General features: G+C 63.5%; 17 protein-coding genes. 2 read left to right on the top strand and 15 right to left on the bottom strand.

Annotated features, from left to right (window positions below; translation table 11 throughout):
• Nucleotides 1–36 precede the first annotated feature (36 nt).
• From EO094_RS05040 to EO094_RS04980, 13 genes are all read right to left on the bottom strand, one after another.
• The gene (locus tag EO094_RS05040; RefSeq protein ID WP_128291165.1) at nt 37–1305 is read right to left on the bottom strand and encodes a glycerophosphodiester phosphodiesterase family protein; all 1269 of its coding nucleotides are present in this window, start codon (nt 1303–1305) and stop codon (nt 37–39) included.
• Nucleotides 1306–1447: 142 nt separating this feature from the next.
• On the bottom strand, nt 1448–1753 hold the full coding sequence (locus EO094_RS05035) for a cytochrome C oxidase subunit IV family protein (protein WP_128291164.1): 306 nt from the start codon (nt 1751–1753) through the stop codon (nt 1448–1450).
• Nucleotides 1750–2394 (bottom strand): cytochrome c oxidase subunit 3, encoded by a 645-nt coding sequence (locus EO094_RS05030; protein ID WP_128291163.1) that lies wholly within the window; start codon nt 2392–2394, stop codon nt 1750–1752. The genes EO094_RS05035 and EO094_RS05030 overlap by 4 nt, the downstream gene beginning before the upstream one ends.
• The gene (gene ctaD, locus EO094_RS05025) at nt 2387–4048 is read right to left on the bottom strand and encodes a cytochrome c oxidase subunit I (RefSeq protein WP_128291162.1); all 1662 of its coding nucleotides are present in this window, start codon (nt 4046–4048) and stop codon (nt 2387–2389) included. The genes EO094_RS05030 and ctaD overlap by 8 nt, the downstream gene beginning before the upstream one ends.
• Nucleotides 4041–4988: a cytochrome c oxidase subunit II gene (gene coxB / locus EO094_RS05020; RefSeq protein ID WP_128291161.1), complete on the bottom strand. Its 948-nt coding sequence runs from the start codon at nt 4986–4988 to the stop codon at nt 4041–4043. Before coxB ends, ctaD begins: the two co-directional genes overlap by 8 nt.
• Nucleotides 4985–5779, bottom strand: coding sequence for a thioredoxin domain-containing protein (locus tag EO094_RS05015; RefSeq protein WP_128291160.1), 795 nt, complete (start codon nt 5777–5779; stop codon nt 4985–4987). The genes coxB and EO094_RS05015 overlap by 4 nt, the downstream gene beginning before the upstream one ends.
• Complete coding sequence (locus tag EO094_RS05010; RefSeq protein WP_128291159.1) at nt 5776–6126, bottom strand: hypothetical protein; 351 nt, start codon at nt 6124–6126, stop codon at nt 5776–5778. The genes EO094_RS05015 and EO094_RS05010 overlap by 4 nt, the downstream gene beginning before the upstream one ends.
• Nucleotides 6119–7177, bottom strand: a complete 1059-nt coding sequence (locus EO094_RS05005) for a hypothetical protein (protein WP_128291158.1) — start codon at nt 7175–7177, stop codon at nt 6119–6121. The genes EO094_RS05010 and EO094_RS05005 overlap by 8 nt, the downstream gene beginning before the upstream one ends.
• Complete coding sequence (locus EO094_RS05000) at nt 7174–7671, bottom strand: c-type cytochrome (protein ID WP_128291157.1); 498 nt, start codon at nt 7669–7671, stop codon at nt 7174–7176. The genes EO094_RS05005 and EO094_RS05000 overlap by 4 nt, the downstream gene beginning before the upstream one ends.
• Entirely contained in the window at nt 7668–8186 is a 519-nt protein-coding gene (locus EO094_RS04995) for a DUF3341 domain-containing protein (protein WP_128291156.1), read from the bottom strand. Before EO094_RS04995 ends, EO094_RS05000 begins: the two co-directional genes overlap by 4 nt.
• Nucleotides 8183–9493 (bottom strand): NrfD/PsrC family molybdoenzyme membrane anchor subunit, encoded by a 1311-nt coding sequence (gene nrfD, locus EO094_RS04990; protein ID WP_128291829.1) that lies wholly within the window; start codon nt 9491–9493, stop codon nt 8183–8185. The genes EO094_RS04995 and nrfD overlap by 4 nt, the downstream gene beginning before the upstream one ends.
• An 83-nt stretch (nt 9494–9576) precedes the next feature.
• Nucleotides 9577–12399 (bottom strand): 4Fe-4S dicluster domain-containing protein, encoded by a 2823-nt coding sequence (locus EO094_RS04985; RefSeq protein ID WP_128291155.1) that lies wholly within the window; start codon nt 12397–12399, stop codon nt 9577–9579.
• 176 nt (nt 12400–12575) lie between these two features.
• On the bottom strand, nt 12576–13229 hold the full coding sequence (locus tag EO094_RS04980; protein ID WP_128291154.1) for a cytochrome c3 family protein: 654 nt from the start codon (nt 13227–13229) through the stop codon (nt 12576–12578).
• 307 nt (nt 13230–13536) lie between these two features.
• On the opposite strand from EO094_RS04980, the gene EO094_RS04975 reads away from it, so the two are divergent.
• Together EO094_RS04975 and galE are read left to right on the top strand one after the other, a co-directional pair.
• Nucleotides 13537–14544 carry an SDR family oxidoreductase gene (locus tag EO094_RS04975; RefSeq protein ID WP_128291153.1) on the top strand — a complete coding sequence of 336 codons (1008 nt, stop codon included), beginning with the start codon at nt 13537–13539 and terminating at the stop codon, nt 14542–14544.
• Between the two features lie 189 nt (nt 14545–14733).
• The gene (gene galE, locus EO094_RS04970; protein ID WP_128291152.1) at nt 14734–15771 is read left to right on the top strand and encodes a UDP-glucose 4-epimerase GalE; all 1038 of its coding nucleotides are present in this window, start codon (nt 14734–14736) and stop codon (nt 15769–15771) included.
• A 19-nt stretch (nt 15772–15790) separates the two neighbouring features.
• Here galE and EO094_RS04965 read toward each other — a convergent pair whose 3' ends face one another.
• Nucleotides 15791–16690 (bottom strand): CehA/McbA family metallohydrolase, encoded by a 900-nt coding sequence (locus tag EO094_RS04965; RefSeq protein WP_128291151.1) that lies wholly within the window; start codon nt 16688–16690, stop codon nt 15791–15793.
• A 114-nt stretch (nt 16691–16804) separates the two neighbouring features.
• Nucleotides 16805–17638 carry an IclR family transcriptional regulator gene (locus tag EO094_RS04960; protein ID WP_205649823.1) on the bottom strand — a complete coding sequence of 278 codons (834 nt, stop codon included), beginning with the start codon at nt 17636–17638 and terminating at the stop codon, nt 16805–16807.
• Nucleotides 17639–17682 lie beyond the last annotated feature (44 nt).

Genomic DNA, 17682 nt, shown 5'->3' with positions numbered 1-17682 from the left:
GGCGCCCTTTCCGTGTTCGCCCCCGAGGTTGGGGGGCTACTTCAGATCCATGCAATTGGCATAATAGGTGACGGTCGCCGGCCAGTCGGAGAACATGCCGATAACGCCGACATCCTTGGCGAGCACGTCGATCACCTCGTATTCGTCGCCCGGATGCGAGATCGCATCCTTGACCGATTGATAGTAGTAGCCGCCACCATCGGTCAGCGTGCCGGAGCGCTCGAGCGACCAGGTGATGATCTGGAGACCCGCCTCCTTCGCAGCCTTCGCATAGGCGGACGGCACGATCTCTCCCGCCTCGTCGAGGGTGAGGAGCATATGGCTCGGCGGCGCGATGATCTTCACGCCCTCGTCGGCAAGCTCCTGCATGGACGGCTCGAACGTCTCCGGATTGTTGGCATCGAAGCCTTCGAGCGTCTCGTCACGATCATCGAGGAAGACACCCTGTTTGCCGAACTCCGGATCGTTCTTGATCCAGTAGAGAATATCGCGGAGCTGAAAGGATTGCGGATAGACGTCGCTCGGATCGACGCCCGCCTCCTCGTATTCGTCGATCATCTGCTGCGCGTAATCGTCCTGGGTGTAATCGCCTTCGAACGGCATCTCCACGCTCGGCGCCTTGAGCTCGGGCGTGAACTTCACCCCGAGATCCTTGAAGAGCGCGATCGATTCCTTGTGGGACATCAACTCGCCGTTCGTGGCGTAGAGGTCGGTGCGCCAGGATGGCGTCGCATCCATGAATTCGGCAACGCTCGTCGCATCCGGATTGCCCGCATCCATTTTGCCCTTGAGCGACTTGAACTCCGCAAGTGTCAGATCCGACGTGCAGCATTTCACCTCCGCCTTCTTGTCGCCGGAGGCCGGGCTGAACGGGGTCGTGCATTTCGCGGCGAGATCGTCGTGGGCGAGAATATCGGTCGTCGTGGCGAGATCGCATTGTGAATGCCGGCAGACGAGCTCGCGATCCTTGGTGAAGGCGACGTCACATTCGATGATGCCGGCCCCCATCACGGCCGCCGCCTGATAGGACTGGCGGGTGTGTTCTGGAAACTGCATCGGCGCGCCGCGATGGCCGATGGAAAACGCCGTGCGATAGAACGGTCCGGTCTCGCAGGCCTTGAGCGCATCCTTGAGCTCGCCCTCGTCCATGTCGTTGACGAGATAGAAGGGCCGCGGGCCGAGCTGCGCCTGCGGACGGTTATCCTGCGGGAGGGAATCCTGGGCGAGCGCATCGGCTGCAAAGCCGCAGGCCGCACCCAAAAGGGTGCCGGCGGCAAAGGCCGAACGTACGAGAACGTGCTTCATGGGCTAAACCTTCCTCGATGGCAGAACGCGATAGCGCAACGGACGGCACAAGGCCGAAGCCTCGCATAGACGCACGGCGCAAACACGGAATGTCGCGCGGATGACGGGAAGATGAAGCATCGCAGGAAGAAGGGGCCCGGCGTCAGCGGGTGAGATAATCGCTGAAGGTCAGGACGAAGAGCGCGGTGAGCCACAGCCCGGAAGCGCCCGCGGCAAGGCGCAACAGCGCCCCGGATCGCGCCAGATGCATAAAGACCACTGAGGAAAGGCCCGCCATCACGACGGCGACCGCAAGATTGACGACCACCTTCCAGATGCCGATCGGCCAATAGGCGACCCACCAGGAGGCGAGGAAGAGCACCATCAGCGCCGCCCAGACGGAAAACTCCGGGAAGAGAAGCTGCCGAAGATCAGGCTCACGCCGCTCTTTTGGCTCCGACGCCGTCATGATCGCCCCACGAGATAGAGAAGTGGGTAAAGAAAGATCCAGATCGTGTCGACGAAGTGCCAGTAGAGCCCCACGACCTCGATCGTGTTGGTCTTGTCGGGCACGACGCGCCCGCGACGGACGAGGATTGCGACGACCGCCCAGGCACCAAGCCCGATCGCCATATGGATGGCGTGGATACCGGTCATCGCCCAGTAAAACGACACGAAGATCACCGCGTGTTCCGACAGGCGGAAGAGCGGATCACCGGGCACGAAATGGCTCTTGATGTCGTGGTGGTATTCGTAGCCCTTGAGCGCCAGAAAGAGGAGGCCGAGCGCAATCGTCGCCGCAATCAGCCTGACGACGAGGCGCGAACTGCCGAATTCCGCGGCCTTCACGGCAAGCGCCGCCGTCAGGCTCGAAATCAGGAGAATGGCGGTATTGGCACTGCCGATGAGGACGAGAGTCTCGCGTCCGGCCTCCTCGAACGCGGCCGGATAGGCCATGCGATAAAGCGTATAGCCGAGAAAGATCGCGCCGAAGAACAAGACCTCGGTGCCGAGGAAGATCCACATGCCGAACTCGGCCGCCTGCCGCTGCTGGCCGCGGTCGTCGAACTGTTCGGGGACTATCCCAGCGAAGGGGCTGATCTCACGCATCCTTCGGTGTCCCCTCAGGGTGGTAATTGTAGGGATCCTCGCGGACGACCGGCGTCGAAAAGAAATTGTGCTGGGGCGGCGGAGAAGCCGTCGTCCATTCGAGCCCAGTCGCCTCCCAGGGATTGGCCGAGGCAACGCGCCCGAAGAAAAGCGACCAGCCGAGATAAAAGAGCGGCATCAGATAGGCGACGGCCAGAAGCACGGCGCCGAGCGTCGAGGCGACGTGGAACATCTGAAACTCCGGCGCATAGGCATGGTAGCGCCGCGGCATACCGAGATAGCCGAGAATGTATTGCGGGAAGAAAGTGGTGTTGAAGCCGACGAACATCATGATCGCCGCCGCCTGCGCCCAGCGTTCCGGATAAAGCCGGCCGGTGATCTTCGGCCACCAGAAATGCAAGCCTCCGAAGAAGGCCGAAACCATCCCCCCCACCATGATGTAGTGGAAGTGGGCCACGACGAAGTAGGTGTCGTGCACATGGAGATCGATCGGCACGGAGGCGAGAAAGAGCCCGGTCAGCCCGCCCATGGTGAAGAGGCCGACGAAGCCGAGCGCATAGAGCATCGGCGCCTCAAAGGTGATGCGACCGCGGAACAAGGTCGCGGTCCAGTTGAAGACTTTGATCGCCGAGGGCACCGCCACCATGAAGGAGAGGAACGAGAAGACGAGGTTCGCATAGGACGACTGGCCCGAAACGAACATGTGGTGGCCCCAGACGAAGAAGCCGATGACGGCGATCGCGAGGATCGCGAAGACCATCGCCGTGTAGCCGAAGACCCGGCGCCGCGCGAAGCAGGTGATGATCTCCGAGACGACGCCCATGCCCGGCAGGATCATGATGTAGACGGCCGGATGTGAATAGAACCAGAAGAGATGCTGGAAGAGGAGCGGATCGCCACCCCGCGTCGGATCGAAGATGGCAAGCCCGAACCAGCGTTCCGCCACGATCAGCAGAAGCGCCATGGCGAGAACCGGCGTCGCCAACAGCATGATCAGGCTCGTTGCATAATTCGCCCAGATGAAGAGCGGCAGACGGAACCAGGTGAGCCCCGGGCAGCGCATCGTATGCGTTGTGACGATGAAATTGAGCCCGGTCGCGATCGAGGAAAAGCCGGTCAGGAAGACCCCGATAGCGGCGATCGAGACATAGGAATTGGAATAGAAGCTCGAGAACGGAGTATAGAAGGTCCAGCCGGTATCGACACCGCCGAGGATGATGGCTGCAAGCGCCAGAACACCGCCGCCGATATTGAGATACCAGGAAAAGAGATTGAGGCGCGGAAAGGCGAGATCACGCGCGCCGAGCATCAAGGGCACGAGGAAATTGCCGAGCGTCGTCGGGATCACCGGCACGAGGAAGAACCAGATCATGGTGATCCCGTGCAGGGTAAAGAGCTTGTTGTAGGTGTCGTCGGCGACGAGATCGCCGGCCGGCGTCAGAAGCTCCAAGCGGATAAGCGTCGCTGCGGCCCCGCCGATGAAGAAGAAGACGGTCGTCGAGATCGCATAGAGGATGGCGATCCGCTTGTGATCGATGGTGAAAAGCCACGAGGAGAGCGTCGCCCCGGATTCGTTGAGATAGGAGCGCCCGAGCGCCTCCTCTGTGGTTTCGGCCGTCTCTACGGCACCGCTATGTGCGATCGTGTCAGTCATCGCGGGCCTCTTGCTGTGGCTTCTTCTTCAAATAGGCGAGGAGCGCCAGAAGGTTCGCCTCCGAGACGCGTCCGGCAAAGCTCGGCATGATCGGCTTGAAACCGGCGACGACATCGCGCTTCGGCTGCAGGATGGAATCGCGCAGATAAGCGTCATCCGCCTCCACGATCCGCCCGTCGGCGAGTGCCACCGGAGAGCCGTAGACATATTCGAGGGGCGGCGCGCGGACATTGGCGCTGTTGCCGTGACACCCCGAACATCCGAGCGTCGTGAACAGCCGTTCGCCCTGCGCCGCGAGAGAATTGTCGGCCTCCTGGTGGGAAAGCCAGTCAGCGTAATCCTCTTCTTCCATGACGATGACTTTGCCGGTCATCTTGGAATGCTGGGTGCCGCAATATTCCGCGCAGAGAAGCGCATAGGTCCCGGGTTTGTCGGCGATGAAGGACAGGGCTTCCGTGTGGCCCGGCACCACATCCTGCTTGATGCGCAACGCCGGCACGAAAAACGAGTGGATCACGTCCTGCGAATTCATCGACAGCAGGATCGCCCGGTCCGCCGGCACATGCAGCTCGTTGATCTCGCGCTCGCCGCCTGGATGTTCGCTCTTCCACATCCATTGCTTGGCAACGACGTTGATCTGCAGCGGCTCGCCCGCTGGCGTCATAGCCCCAAAACCTTGTGCCGACGCCCAGCCAAAGATCGTCACGAAGAGAAGCACGGTGGCGAGCGTCCAGCCGGTCTCGAACTCCCGCTGCAGCAGCGATGGCAATTCCGATCGGTCGGCGGTGGAATTCTTCCGATAACGGATCGAAAGCCCGATGATCAGGCCAGCGACGAGAAGGATGATGAAGGCGGAGAGCGCGGTCGCCGAGAAGAAGAGGAGATCGGTCTGACGCGCCCGTTCCGACGCCGCAGAGATAAAACTGGAGAGACCGCTCATGCCGTGCTCTCCCGGCCCTTGCCACGCCGCTCACGCCACAGAAGCGTTAGGACGAGCGCTGCGATCGCGGCCACGCTCAAGGCGGCAGAGATCGTCAGGATGCGCGCAATCAGCGGAGAATAGGTGCCGGTCGCAGGATTCCAGCCATAGCAGAGCAGGAACAACCGGTCGCCGAGCGATCCGACACTGCCGTCGCCGGCATCCGTCAGGGCGAGACGGAAATCGAGAGGTTCCGAGGCGAATGGATCGACATAACGGCGGATCTCGCCGGATTTGTCGAGCAGGACGGCGGCGGTCGGATGCGCGAACTGATCACGCTCCTTGTCGTAGGAAATACGGATGCCGGCCGTATCGAGGAGATGGGCGATCTCGCTCTTGTCGCCGCGCAGAACGCGCACCGCCTGCCAGCGCTCCGTCTTCGGGATATGCTCCTCGGCAAAGGTCTTCGCCTCCGCCTGCCCGTCCTTAGGGTCGAGCCCGATGATGGAAAGATCGAAATCGTCACCAGGCTTCAGCGTCAGCCCCGAGAGCCGCGACAGGAGCGCGTCGGCAGAGACACCGCAGGACGTTTCGCAGGTAAAATCGACGAAGAGGACGAGATCGGGTTTGTCGCCGGAAGCCGGCAGCGGCGCGGGCTCTCCTTCAAGATCGACGAGATGATCGGCCTTGAGCGGCGCGCCGATGCGCTTGGTGACGCCAACCGTGTCGATCTCGGATTTCGCGAGCCCCGCAAGAGCAACGCCTGGCATGGCGGCGAAACACAGGAAAAGAGCAAGGACGAGCGATCTCATCGGACCTCCTCCGATTGTGGCGGCAGGAGCGGCGCATAGGGGTCGGGTCGGGCGGCAACGGTCTTCATCGCCTCGTCGATGGGCATCGCCACGGCGTCGTTGAGGCGCTTTCCTTCGCGCACCCGATAGGCCTGCAGATCCCCGACCGGATCGACCTGGAGAGCAGGCCCCGCCGGCCGCATCGGCCGCGGCAGGGTCTGCTCGATCGGCTGGCCGACGAAGGTGAAGAGGAATGCGACGAGCGCGAGCGTGAAGACCATGAGACCGAGAAGCGCTGCGCCCGCCAGAAACACCCTCGTCCCCGGGACCTCGGCCGCTTCGTGGGCACGCCAGCTTTGTTCAGGCATGACGCTCCTCCCCTTCGTGACGTGCGCCAAGGAGTGACACGACGATGGCGAGCCAGGCGCCGCCGAGAAGGATCGTCAGCAAAAGCGCAAGCCACGCCACTGCCGGCGCGAGCCCGACGAGCCAGGTCAGGTGCAGATAAAGACCGATGAGACAAAAGAGGCCGGCGACCCCTGTCCAGCGCGCACTCTTCCGCACCGCGGAGAAGAGAAGCATCGAAAAGGGCAGAACCGAGCCGACGATGAAGGTGGCGGCGACAAGCGCGGTGCCGGAGGGCGTAAGCCGTGCCACATACCATCCGACCTTCTCCGGCAGATTGCCGGACCACATGACGAGATACTGGATGAAGGCAAGGTAGGTGACGCCGAGAATGGCGGCGATGAGGAGACCGGCAAAATCGCCGTTCCGAACCTCCTGACCGAAGACCGCACGCAGGACCGCAACAAGCGCGAGCGCCGATCCTATCTCCGAGACGCTGAGGAGCGCCGGATAGGCGGTGGAGAACCATTTCGGGTCGAGCGACATCAGCCAGTCGATGCTGCCGAAACTGATGCTGAGGCCGTAAAGGAGGATGCCGACCGCTGACACAACCGGCCCGAGCGGGACGAGCGCCGCAAGGACGCCAAGCACCGACCAGATCGCCAGAATGACGATGCTGCGCAGGAGGAAGGCGGGAGCGTTGAGATAAAACTCTGCCACCGCCTCGTGCCGCACGGCCTCCGCATGGCCGGCCCAGACATAGATATCCGGCAGCGACAATGAGATGGGCACGAAGGCGACGGCAAGGAGCGGCATCGTGAGCGCCATCGCCGCCAGGAAGGGCCGCGCAACAAATCCCCAATCACCGCCCGTCAGGCCGTGCGCGAGAAGAAGGACGAGACTTCCGGACGGAAAGCCGAGCAGGAAGAGCCAGGCAATAAGCCAGGCACCTGAAAGCCCCGGCGGCGTCAGGAAAACGGCCGCGACAACGAGCGCCACCAACACGATCACCGCGAGGAGAAGAAGCGACATCCGCCAACCCTGCGGGCGCAGAGCGAGCGCGGGAGCTGTCATTGCCCGACTCCTTCCTGCATCTGCGAGAGCTGCAAGGCGCGTAGATAAAGCGCAATCGCCCAGCGATCCTTGGGCGGCACGCGGTCGCCATAGGAATACATGACGCCGTAGCCATTGGTGATGACATCGAAGATGTGCTGCGCCGACGTCGCCCGGAGCCGATCCGAATGAAATGATGGCGGCTGCGGGAAACCGCGTGCGACGATCATGCCGTCGCCATAGCCGGCATAGCCGTGGCACGGCGCGCAGAAGATCTCGAAGCGCTCGCGCCCCCGCTGAACGAGCGCCAGCGTCGGCTTCGGCGGCGCCAAAGCCTGTTGCGCATCGACCGGATCGGAGCGCGCCACGACGCCCTCCGGCAGCGGCCTGGCGGCGCTTTGACCCGCAAAAGCTTCGGCGAAGGCATAAGTCTTCAGCTTCGGCTGCTTCGCCATCTCCTGTTCCTGACAGCCGGCAAGCAGGAGAAGAGCGGGGAGGATGGCGAGCCACCTCATGCCGGCACCTCGTCGATGACGATCGGCGACAGCCCCTTAAGGAGTTCGCGCGCCGCATTGGCGTCGCCATCCACCGTCACGCGCAGAAAGAAGAGATCATGCGAGGCACGATGGAAATTCGGCGCCGCGAAGAGCGGCTGGTGCAGCTTTGTCAGCCCGGAGCGCAGGATGAAGGCCACGAAGCCTGCAACGACCGCGAAAAGAACTGTGAGCTCGAAGGTCACAAGCATGAAAGCCGGCCAGGAGAACAAAGGCCGGCCGCCGGAATTGATCGGGTAAGCGACCATGGCGCTCCACGCCTGCAGGCCGAAGCCGCAGGCAGCGCCGATCACGCCGGCAACGGCCATGACGATACGGATGCGCGTCGGACGATGGCCGATCGCTTCCGCAACGCCCTCGATCGCAAAGGGCGAATACGCCTCGAGATCAGAGAAGCCCGCCTCCCGCGCCTTCTCAATTGCCCCCATCAGTTCACCGGGTTCGGCGAAACCGGCTAGGAGGTGATGCCCGCTCATGCGCGCCTCCTCTGCCAGTCGAACTGCTTCACCTCATGCAGCGAGATGAAAGGAACGAGCCGCACGAAGATGAGGAAGAGAAGCGTGAAGAAGCCGAGCGTGCCGAACCACAAGGTCCAGTCCCAGATGGTCGGCGTGTAGATCTGCCAGCTCGACGGCAGGTGCCCGTGCGAGGGCGTCGTCGTGGTGATCAAGATGCGTTCAAGCCACATCCCGAGATTGATGGCGAGCGCCACCGCCAGGATGAGCTTCGGCGTGCGCCGCACCGCGGGAACCCAGAGGGCGAGCGGGATGACGCAATTGCAGGCGAGCATCAGCCAGTAATAGGGCGCGTAGGCGCCGAAGAACTTGAAGAGGATCAGATCGCGCTCCGCCTCCGAGCCCGCATACCAGGCCATGAACCATTCCGTGGCGTAGGAGATGGACATGATGAGCGATAGGAAGAGGAGCATCTTGCCCATCACGTTGAGATGGCTTCGGGTGACGAGCCCCTGCAGGTTGAAGGCCCAGCGGATCGGGATCGCGAGCGTCACCACCATGGCAAAGCCTGAATAGGCCGCACCAAAGACGAAATAAGGCGGGAAGATCGTCTCCGCCCAGCCGGGTGCGAGACCGGCCGCGAAGTCGAGCCCGACGACGGAATGGACGGAGAAGACGAGCGGCACGGCCATCGCCGCCGCCGTCTTGTAAAAGCTCTCGAGCCGCAGCCAGTCGGAGGCGGAGCCAGTCCAGCCAAAGGACATGAAGCCGTAGAGCGCCCGCCGGAGTCCCGGAGCGGCCCTGTCGCGCGCGGTCGCGAGATCGGGGATGAGGCCGGTGTACCAGAAGAGCAGCGAAAAGATCAGGTAGCTCGCAATGGCGAAGAAGTCCCAGACGAGCGGGCTGCGCCATTGCGGCCAGACGCCCATCGTATTGGGATAGGGCATGAGCCAGTAGAAGAACCACGGCCGTCCGAGATGCAGGATCGGGTAGAGCCCGGCAATAGCGGCGGCGAACAAGGTCATTGCCTCGGCGAAACGGTTGACGGAGGCGCGCCATCGCTGCCGCGTCAAAAGCAGCATCGAGGAGATGAGCGTGCCGGCATTGCCGATGCCGATCCACCAGACGTAATTGGCGATCGCGAAGCCCCAGATGTTCGACTGGTTGAGGCCCCACACCCCGATCCCGTTGGCGAAGAGCCAGAGGATCGACACGACCATCATCACCGTCAGCGCCAGACTGACGAGGAGCGAGATCCACCAGATGCGCCCGACCCGTGTCATCAACAGCGGGTTCATGACCTCGCTGGTGATCGCCTCATAGCTCATCGGCTCCGGCAGGTATTGCGCTGGGCCACGCAAGGGTTCTTGCCGCGCTTCGGCCGTCTCCGGCGTCGTGGAGGCGCTGGCGCTCATGCGCCCTCTCCCCGCCCGGATCCGGTGCTTGCCGCCTCGGCGCGGATGCGCGCCAGATAGGAGGTGCGCGGCCTCGTCCCGAGCTCGCCGAGAAGGTCATATTCGTGCCGGGCGCCCTTCAGCTGCGAGACGAGACTGTCCTTGCGATTGATATCGCCGAAGGCGATCGCCTGCGTCGGGCAGGCATTCTGGCAGGCGGTGCGCACCTCGCCCTCCTCGAGCTCCCGCCCCTCTCGGTCGGCGCGCTGCTGCGCCCGGCTGATGCGCTGCACGCAATAGGTGCATTTTTCCATGACGCCACGGCTCCTGACCGACACGTCCGGATTGGCGGCCGCGTGATAGAGCGGGTCGTCGAGGTTCTCGTAGGCCTGCTCATCGCCATAACCATAGAAGTTGAAACGGCGAACCTTGTAGGGGCAGTTGGCCTGGCAGAAGCGGGTGCCGATGCAGCGATTGTAGACCTGGACATTGAGGCCTTCGCGATCATGAACCGAGGCCTCGACCGGGCAGACCGGTTCGCAGGGCGCCTTCTCACAATGCATGCATGGCACAGGCTGGAAGAGGACTTCCGCCGCGTCCGGCTCGCCACGGAAATAGCGATCGATCCTGATCCAGTGCATCTCGCGGCCGCGCTCCACCTCCTCCGGCCCGACGACGGGGATGTTGTTCTCCGACTGACAGGCGGTCACGCAGGCGCTGCAGCCGATGCACACTGACTGGTCGATCACCATGCCCCAGGCTGCATCGGGATAGTCCCAATCGGGATAGAGCGAGGGCGGCACCTCCTCGTTTTTCTCCTCCGCGCCATGCAGGAAATCGGCGAAGCTGAGATCGCGGATGATCTCGCGCCCTTCCATATCGGAATGCTCCTGTGTGCGGATGAGACGACCCGTATCGCTCATCGCGCGAAGCTGAGCCCCGGTCGCATGCCACAACGCATCGAGGCGACGCAGCGGATTGACGTCGACGCCGACCGCGGAACCGATGACCCCGGCCTCCGGCCGCCCGTAGCCGAGCGCGAGCCCGATCGACCCCTCCGCCTGGCCGACGGCCACCATCGCCGCCAGCATCAGCCGGCTCTCGCCGAGGCTGATGTCCAGAAGGTTTCCGTCTTCAATCCCGAGATTGAGCGCATCGCGCGGTGAGACGAGTGCCGCATTGCCCCAGACGAGCTTGGTCACGGGATCGGGCAATTCCTGCAGCCAGGCATTGTTGGCAAAATCGCCGTCCCAGAGTTTCGTGTCGGGGCGGAAGACGAGTTCATAACCATCGTCCTCCACCGCCGGTGCAACAGGTTTGGGCACAGCCACAGCGCTCGGCCGGAAGCTCTGCGGCGCCGAGCCTTCCACGAAGCCAGCACGCAGGCTCTTTCGCCACCAGGTCTCGAAATCGCCGGCACCGCTCGCGCGCCGCCAATGCGCGCGCAGCACCTCGCGATCATCCGCATCGAGTTCGCCGAAGAAGGCGCCGAGCACAGAAAAGAGCGAGCGACCGCGAAACAACGGCGTGATCAGCGGCTGGAGCAACGTGACGGTGCCGTCGGCGGCGCGCGCATCGCTCCAGGATTCGAGGTCGTGCAGCGCCGGCAGATGCCAGGTCGTGCGCGCCGCCGTCTCGTTGCGGTAAAGCCCGTGATGCACCGAGAATGGCACCTTGCCGAGGAGGTCGGCGAGATCGAAATCCCCAGGCGCGCTGTAGACGGGATTGGTGCCGGAAATCAGGAGGGTTTCGACGTTGCCCGCATCGATCTCTTCGACAAGCTCACGCAAGCCCAGGTGAGACGGCGCCTCATTGTCGACAGGCAGAAACTCGACCGTCTCGCCAAGACCACCATGCTGTGCGTTGAGCCAATGGGCAAGCGCATGCACCTCCGCCGGCTGTGCAGCCCCGGCGACGACGAGCGCCTGGCCGCGATGGGCCGAAAGCTCCTGCACCAGGCGCTCGACGAAGACCCGGGCATTTTCATCGACCCTGCCCTCCGGCAGGTTGTCCGCGCCAAACCGAGCGGCGATCATCTGCGCAAGCTCTGCGACCCGCCCGCGTCGCACGGCGAGCCGATGGTCCGCATTGGAGCCAGTGAGGCTCAGAACCGGCTCGATGACATGAAGCCGAAGGAAGCCCTCCGGCTTATCACCCCAGACCCGCCGCGCCGCGCCGAAGCGCGCCGCGTTGAGCGTCTGTTCGGGGCCGGCGCCGAGAAAATCGGCATCGAGCGACAGGACGCACCGGGCGCGATCGAAGCGATAGACGGGTTTCAAGCGCCGCCCGAAGGCGAGCTCGGTGCCGGCCAGGACATTCTCCTCGCCGAGCGGATCCCATTGATGCCAGCGCGCCTCCGGAAAGCGATCGAGCAGCGTCGAGATCTGGTCGAAAAAGGTCGGCGAGGTACTAGGGCCGGTCAGGATCCTGAGCCCCTCTCCCCGCTTGGCGCGATGGCCCTCGATGCGCGGCAGGAATTCGGCGGCAAATCCGTCCCACGAGGCGGTGTCGGCCCCCTTGCGCACCGCCTTCGAGCGATCCGGATCATAAAGCGACAGGATCGCAGCCTGGGTGAAGGCGTCGCTGCCCGCCGCGGCCGGATGGTCGACGTTCGGCTCGAGCTTGGTCGGCCTTCCGTCAAATGTCTGGCCGATCACCGGCTGGGCGATGCCGGCAAGCGTCACTGCGGTCGCAAAGGCCAGCGGCTCGCCCGGCACCAGCCGCTCCGGCATGTTCACATAGGGAACGATCGTCTCCGGCTGACGGCCGCAGGCACCCGCCGAGAGGGCCGCGCTCGCCGCCATAAGCTTCAGGGCGGTGCGCCGATTGACCGGGCCCATACGGATGCCATCCGGAAATTCTTTCGTGGTCTCCGCCGCCCGGTCTCCGGACCTTCGCTCTTTAGCCGCCCCCGCTGGCGAGGAGCGATCGCGCGCGGAGAGCGAGCGCCACAAGCGCTCAGGCCCGCCGCTACTCCCGCAGTTGCCGCCGCAACATCCAGAATCCTGAGGCGGTTTCAGCGATGACATGTGGAGCAATCGGTCAGTTTTGCAGGATCGATGCCGTATCGCTTCAGCCGCTCATGGCCATGGATCTTGCCATCGGCGGAGTTCCAATTGGTGGCGAAGACATCCTCGGGTGCGCGCAGGTTCTTTGCCGGATCGCGGTGGCAGTCGAGGCACCATTGCATGGTCATCGGCTCGGCCTTCTGCATGAGCGGCATCTTGTCGACGGGACCGTGGCAGGTGGTGCAGCCGACGCCGTTTTCGACATGAACGGAATGGTTGAAATAGACATAGTCCGGCAGGTTGGTGACGCGGTTCCAGGCAATCGGCTCATCCCTGGCGAGGCTCTCGCGGACAGGGCGGAGCATCTCGGCATTGGTCCAGAGCTGCGAATGGCAGGTCATGCAGGTGTGCGTCGGCGGGACGCCGGCGAAGGCCGCCTCTTCCACCCCCGTGTGGCAGTAGCGGCAATCGAGACCGAGACCGCCGACATGATGCTGGTGGCTGAACGGCACTGGCTGGTCGGGAGTGAGACCGATGTCGTTGGTATAACGCGAGCGTGCCATCACCCCTGCAAAGACAAGAGCGGCGACAGGCACGAAAACGACAGCGACAAGCGCGACCTTGACGATGGCGTTGCTGCGACGGCGGAAAATCTGGGCCATGGATCAGCTCAGACTGACCCGGGCTGCGGAAACAATGCAACCGCAGCCGCTGAAGAAAGTCGCGGAAGATCCCCCAGACTGCATCAAGCACAGCCCCTTTTTATTTGACCACGTCGCGCGGTCCGGCCCCGCATTGCGCGGTGATCCGTCCCGCCGTCACTCTGGGGGCGCCGAGAAGAGAATTTCTTCGATGCGGACATGCCCCGTCACGAAGATCACCCGGAACGGAGGCCAGTTCCCGCGTCGAACCTTTTTTCTCGCGACGTGTTGAAGGTGCGGGACCAATCACGACAACGAGGAAAGAAAGTTGGCCAGAACCGAGAAGACTGTCGTCATCACGGGCGCCTCGGCCGGTGTCGGCCGCGCCCTGACGCGGCGTTTCGCACGAGATGGCGCGCGGCTCGGGCTCATCGCGCGCGATCGTCGTCGGCTGGAAGAGACCGCGGAAGAAGTCCGTGTCCTCGGCGGCGAGGCGATGATCTTTCCAATCGACGTAGCGGATGCCGAGAAGGTCGACATCGCCGCCGAAGAGGTCGAGCAGCGCTTCGGCCCGATCGATATCTGGATCAACGTGGCGATGGTGACGGTTATGGCACCGGTCGCAAAGACGACACCCGAAGAATTCCGCCGCGTCACCGAAGTCACCTATCTGGGCTGCGTGCATGGCACACTGGCCGCCCTGAAGCGCATGCAGCCGCGCAATCACGGCACGATCGTCCAGACGGGCTCTGCCCTCGCCTATCGCTCGATCCCATTGCAGGCGCCTTATTGCGCCGCCAAGCACGCAATCGTCGGCTTCACGGATTCGCTGCGCTGCGAGCTCATCCACGACAATTCCGCGATCAAGCTCACGGTTGTGCATCTGCCCGGTTTGAACACGCCGCAATTCGACTGGGCGCGCAACAAGATGCCGCGTCGAGCCCAGCCGCTACCGCCAATTTTCCAGCCCGAAGTGGCCGCAGACGGCATTTATTTCGCCGCCCATCATCCGCGCCGCGAACTCTGGGTCGGCCGCTCCGCCTATCAGGCGATCCTGGGCCAGAGGGTCGCGCCCGGCCTTCTCGACAAGATGATGGCTGAAAGAGCCTATGACGGGCAGATGGCCGCCGAGGCAGAGATCGAGCGGCCGGACAATCTCTTCGAGCCCGTCGCCGGCTCCTATGCCGCGCATGGCCGCTTCGACGTCAAGGCCCAGAACACGGCACCAGCCCTCTGGGCAACGGAGCACCGCGAGGCGATCGGCAAGGGGGCGGGCATCGCCGCCGCGGGAGCACTCGGCTGGTTCATCGGACGGATGCTCTCGTCGAGGCGGTGACAGGGCCGCCTGACAACCGCTTCCTGCCGATCAACGGCTATGCCCGGTCTCGGACGGCCGCACGAGGCCCGATTTCGACATGCGGCCACTATGCGCGCTGCGCACGGCAAGCGTTGAGAGACGAAATACAATTCTAAGCGTTTGCTGCTAGAGAAAGCGCCGTAAGAACACGCTTCGGAGGGAGGGCGCATGCAGGCCACCGTTCTGGTCGCTGGCGGCAACGGCTATATCGGCAGCCATGTCGTGGTCGAGCTGGCACGGGCGGGCTACCGGCCCGTCATCGTCGACAATCTCGCCAATTCGCATCCCGAGGCTGCGCGCCGTGTCGGCCAGATCGCCGGGTCGGAGATCCCGCTCCTCGTCGGTGACATTCGCGACGCCGCCTTTCTCGACCGGGTTTTCATTGAGAACGCGATCGACGTCGTCATCCATCTCGCGGGCCTCAAGGCCGTGGGCGAATCCGTGGAGAAGCCGCTCGCCTACTACGATGTGAATGTCGGCGGTGCCGTCTCGCTGTTTGAGGCGATGGCCCGCCACGCGGCGACACGGCTCGTCTTTTCGTCCTCGGCCACCGTCTATGGGGAACCGCAGACAGTGCCCATCGACGAGAGCTTTCCAGTGGGTGGGGTCACCAACCCGTATGGTCGAACCAAGATGATGATCGAGGAGATCATCACCGATACGGTCGCCGCCGACATGGCCTGGCAGGCGATCAGCCTGCGTTATTTCAATCCCGTCGGCGCCCATGAGAGCGCACTCATCGGCGAAGATCCGATGGGCATTCCGAACAATCTCTTTCCCTATATCGCCCAGGTCGCGGTCGGGCGGCGGGAACATCTGCGCGTCTTCGGCGGCGATTATCCGACCCACGACGGCACCGGCGTGCGCGATTACATCCATGTCGTCGATCTCGCCCGGGCTCATGTGAAGGCGACGGAAGCGCTTCTTTCCGGCGGGGTGGCGCCCGGCACGCACCGGCCGATCAATCTCGGCACCGGCCGGGGCTACAGCGTCCTCGACACCGTGAAGGCCTGGCGGCGAGCCACCAACCGGTCGATCCCTTACGAGATCGTGGAGCGCCGCGCCGGCGACATCGCCACATGCTACGCCGACCCGAAGCTCGCAGCCGAACTTCTCGGCTGGCAGGCCGATCTGGACCTCGACGCCATGTGCCGCGATCACTGGCGGTGGCAGAGCGAGAACCCGAACGGCTACACCGGAGATTGAGCCCGAGCCTCAGAGAGCCTCAGTCGAACCGGACCGGATTCGACCAGGCAAGGCGCCCGGCCGCATCGGCAACGATGAGGCGGAACCAATCACCTTCGAAACGCTCGCTCGACAGGCGTACACGCGTCAGGTCCCGCCCCCATTGGTTCTCCGATTTCGCGCCGCGACCGACAAGGGCGACATTGACCGCGGGCGAGCATTCCACCGCGACCTCGCCGTCAGCGATGGAAAACCCTTCGATCACAGGACCCTGGCTGGAGTAGAAAAGGCCGTCCTTCAGTGCCTCCAAGAGCGCTTCAGGCGTGTTCTCCGCAGCCTTCACCATCACCCAGGCTGCGAGCCCTTCCTCATATTTGAAATGCGTATCGTCGGCCGCATAGGCGGAGAGCGCATAACCTTCGTTCAGAAGCTCATCGAGAAGATAGGTCCCGTCTGCACGCGCGGTTTCGAGATCGCAGGTGTAATTGTAGATCTCGACGGAATGGGCATGCGCCGCCATCGCGCGGCCGTCTTCGATCGTGAGACCGGACCATTGCGGATGGGCGATCCCGAGGAAGGCGCCCGCCTCGCGGGCCCGCTTCGCGAGCGCGAGCCCGTCTTCATCCTTGCCAGTCGGCTCGAAATCTTCAGGCAACCCGGCGGCCAAGATATGCCACAGCTCGCCATGGCTGGTTGCATCGGCATGAAGTTCGGCACCGAGAAGCGTCGTGAAACCACCGCGGCGAAACGGCCGCGTATCCGTGACCGGAAAATCGAAACGGCTGAGAAAATGATCCGACAGGCAGAGAAAATCGTAGCCGGCGTCGCGGTAATGGGCGCAGACCGCCTCAGGCGGAAGCCCCCCGTCCGAGCGATTAGAATGTGTGTGAAGATTGCCGCGCCAGAAACGGCCCGGCGCCTGAAATGCCCGCATACCCATGGAGAAGCCCCTCGCTCAAATGAGGAGAAGCGATATGACGCCTCCATGGCAAGGCGATGACAGGTGAAAGGATCCGCACGCGTGCGATCGAAATTGGGTTTTGACCGGCGCCCCTCAGGCGGCCTCGCTCGTCAAATTCCAGCCGAGCTGACTCGAAATTTGCCGGGCAGCCGCCATGTTGCGCTGGATGATGGCGGCGAACGCGGCACCGCGTGCATCCATGCCGGCGACCGAAACGCCGAGCCCGCCAAGCACATTGCCGCTCGCATCGCGGATCGGCGCGGCCGTGCACACCGTTGCCGGGCGAAATTCGCGGTCGTCGACGGCATAGCCCTGCACCGCGACAGCAGCGATCTCGCGGCGCAATCTCGACTCGTCGGTGATGGTGTTGTCCGTGAAGGAGCGGATTTCCACACGCGCCAGAAGCGCGTCGAGGGCAGACGGCGACAAGCCGGCGAGGAGCACCTTGCCGAGCGCCGTGCAATGAGCGGGACGATGGCTTACCGTGTGAGACGGAAGGCGACCCTGCGGCTCCGCCTTTTCCAGGTAGCAGATCTGGCCGTCGACCAGCGTCGCAATTTGGACCGTCTGGCCGATGGTGGCGCATAAATCGCGCATGATAGGACGCGCGAGGCTCGTCAGCTCGCCGCGCGATTGCGCACCGGGCTGCAGACGCGCGAGGCTCGGACCGATGCTCCAGGTGCGCGTCTTCGGCCGCCAAAGCGCATAGCCGCCATCCGCCAAACTGCGCAAAATGCGCAAAACAGTACTTTTATGCAGACCGACGCTCCGACTGACTTCCGTCAGAGAAAGCGGCCCCTCGGCCGCCGCCAGAACTTCCAGGATGCCGAGCGAACGATGCAGGACCTGGATGGAAGATCCAGACGAAGCGCGCGCATTTCCTGCACTTTCGTCGCCATTTGGTTGATCCACCGTGACACCGCTCATCTTCTTAATCCCGACACGTGCCGCAGGAAATCGGCACCTCATAG

This window comes from Afifella aestuarii (assembly GCF_004023665.1).
In the GTDB taxonomy this organism is placed as follows: Bacteria; Pseudomonadota; Alphaproteobacteria; order Rhizobiales; family Afifellaceae; genus Afifella; species Afifella aestuarii.
Note: the sequence above shows the minus strand (reverse complement) of the source record. Positions and strands in the feature narration are given on the sequence as shown.

Coding starts and splice junctions, on each gene's coding strand:
- ctaD (WP_128291162.1), bottom strand. CDS start 4,048: ATGACTGACACGATCGCACATAGCGGTGCCGTAGAGACGGCCGAAACC.
- EO094_RS05005 (WP_128291158.1), bottom strand. CDS start 7,177: ATGACAGCTCCCGCGCTCGCTCTGCGCCCGCAGGGTTGGCGGATGTCG.
- EO094_RS04960 (WP_205649823.1), bottom strand. CDS start 17,638: ATGAGCGGTGTCACGGTGGATCAACCAAATGGCGACGAAAGTGCAGGA.
- coxB (WP_128291161.1), bottom strand. CDS start 4,988: ATGAGCGGTCTCTCCAGTTTTATCTCTGCGGCGTCGGAACGGGCGCGT.
- nrfD (WP_128291829.1), bottom strand. CDS start 9,493: ATGAGCTATGAGGCGATCACCAGCGAGGTCATGAACCCGCTGTTGATG.
- EO094_RS04965 (WP_128291151.1), bottom strand. CDS start 16,690: ATGGGTATGCGGGCATTTCAGGCGCCGGGCCGTTTCTGGCGCGGCAAT.
- EO094_RS04985 (WP_128291155.1), bottom strand. CDS start 12,399: ATGGGCCCGGTCAATCGGCGCACCGCCCTGAAGCTTATGGCGGCGAGC.
- EO094_RS05030 (WP_128291163.1), bottom strand. CDS start 2,394: ATGCGTGAGATCAGCCCCTTCGCTGGGATAGTCCCCGAACAGTTCGAC.
- EO094_RS04980 (WP_128291154.1), bottom strand. CDS start 13,229: ATGGCCCAGATTTTCCGCCGTCGCAGCAACGCCATCGTCAAGGTCGCG.
- EO094_RS04995 (WP_128291156.1), bottom strand. CDS start 8,186: ATGAGCGGGCATCACCTCCTAGCCGGTTTCGCCGAACCCGGTGAACTG.
- galE (WP_128291152.1), top strand. CDS start 14,734: ATGCAGGCCACCGTTCTGGTCGCTGGCGGCAACGGCTATATCGGCAGC.
- EO094_RS05040 (WP_128291165.1), bottom strand. CDS start 1,305: ATGAAGCACGTTCTCGTACGTTCGGCCTTTGCCGCCGGCACCCTTTTG.
- EO094_RS05035 (WP_128291164.1), bottom strand. CDS start 1,753: ATGACGGCGTCGGAGCCAAAAGAGCGGCGTGAGCCTGATCTTCGGCAG.
- EO094_RS05000 (WP_128291157.1), bottom strand. CDS start 7,671: ATGAGGTGGCTCGCCATCCTCCCCGCTCTTCTCCTGCTTGCCGGCTGT.
- EO094_RS05010 (WP_128291159.1), bottom strand. CDS start 6,126: ATGCCTGAACAAAGCTGGCGTGCCCACGAAGCGGCCGAGGTCCCGGGG.
- EO094_RS05015 (WP_128291160.1), bottom strand. CDS start 5,779: ATGAGATCGCTCGTCCTTGCTCTTTTCCTGTGTTTCGCCGCCATGCCA.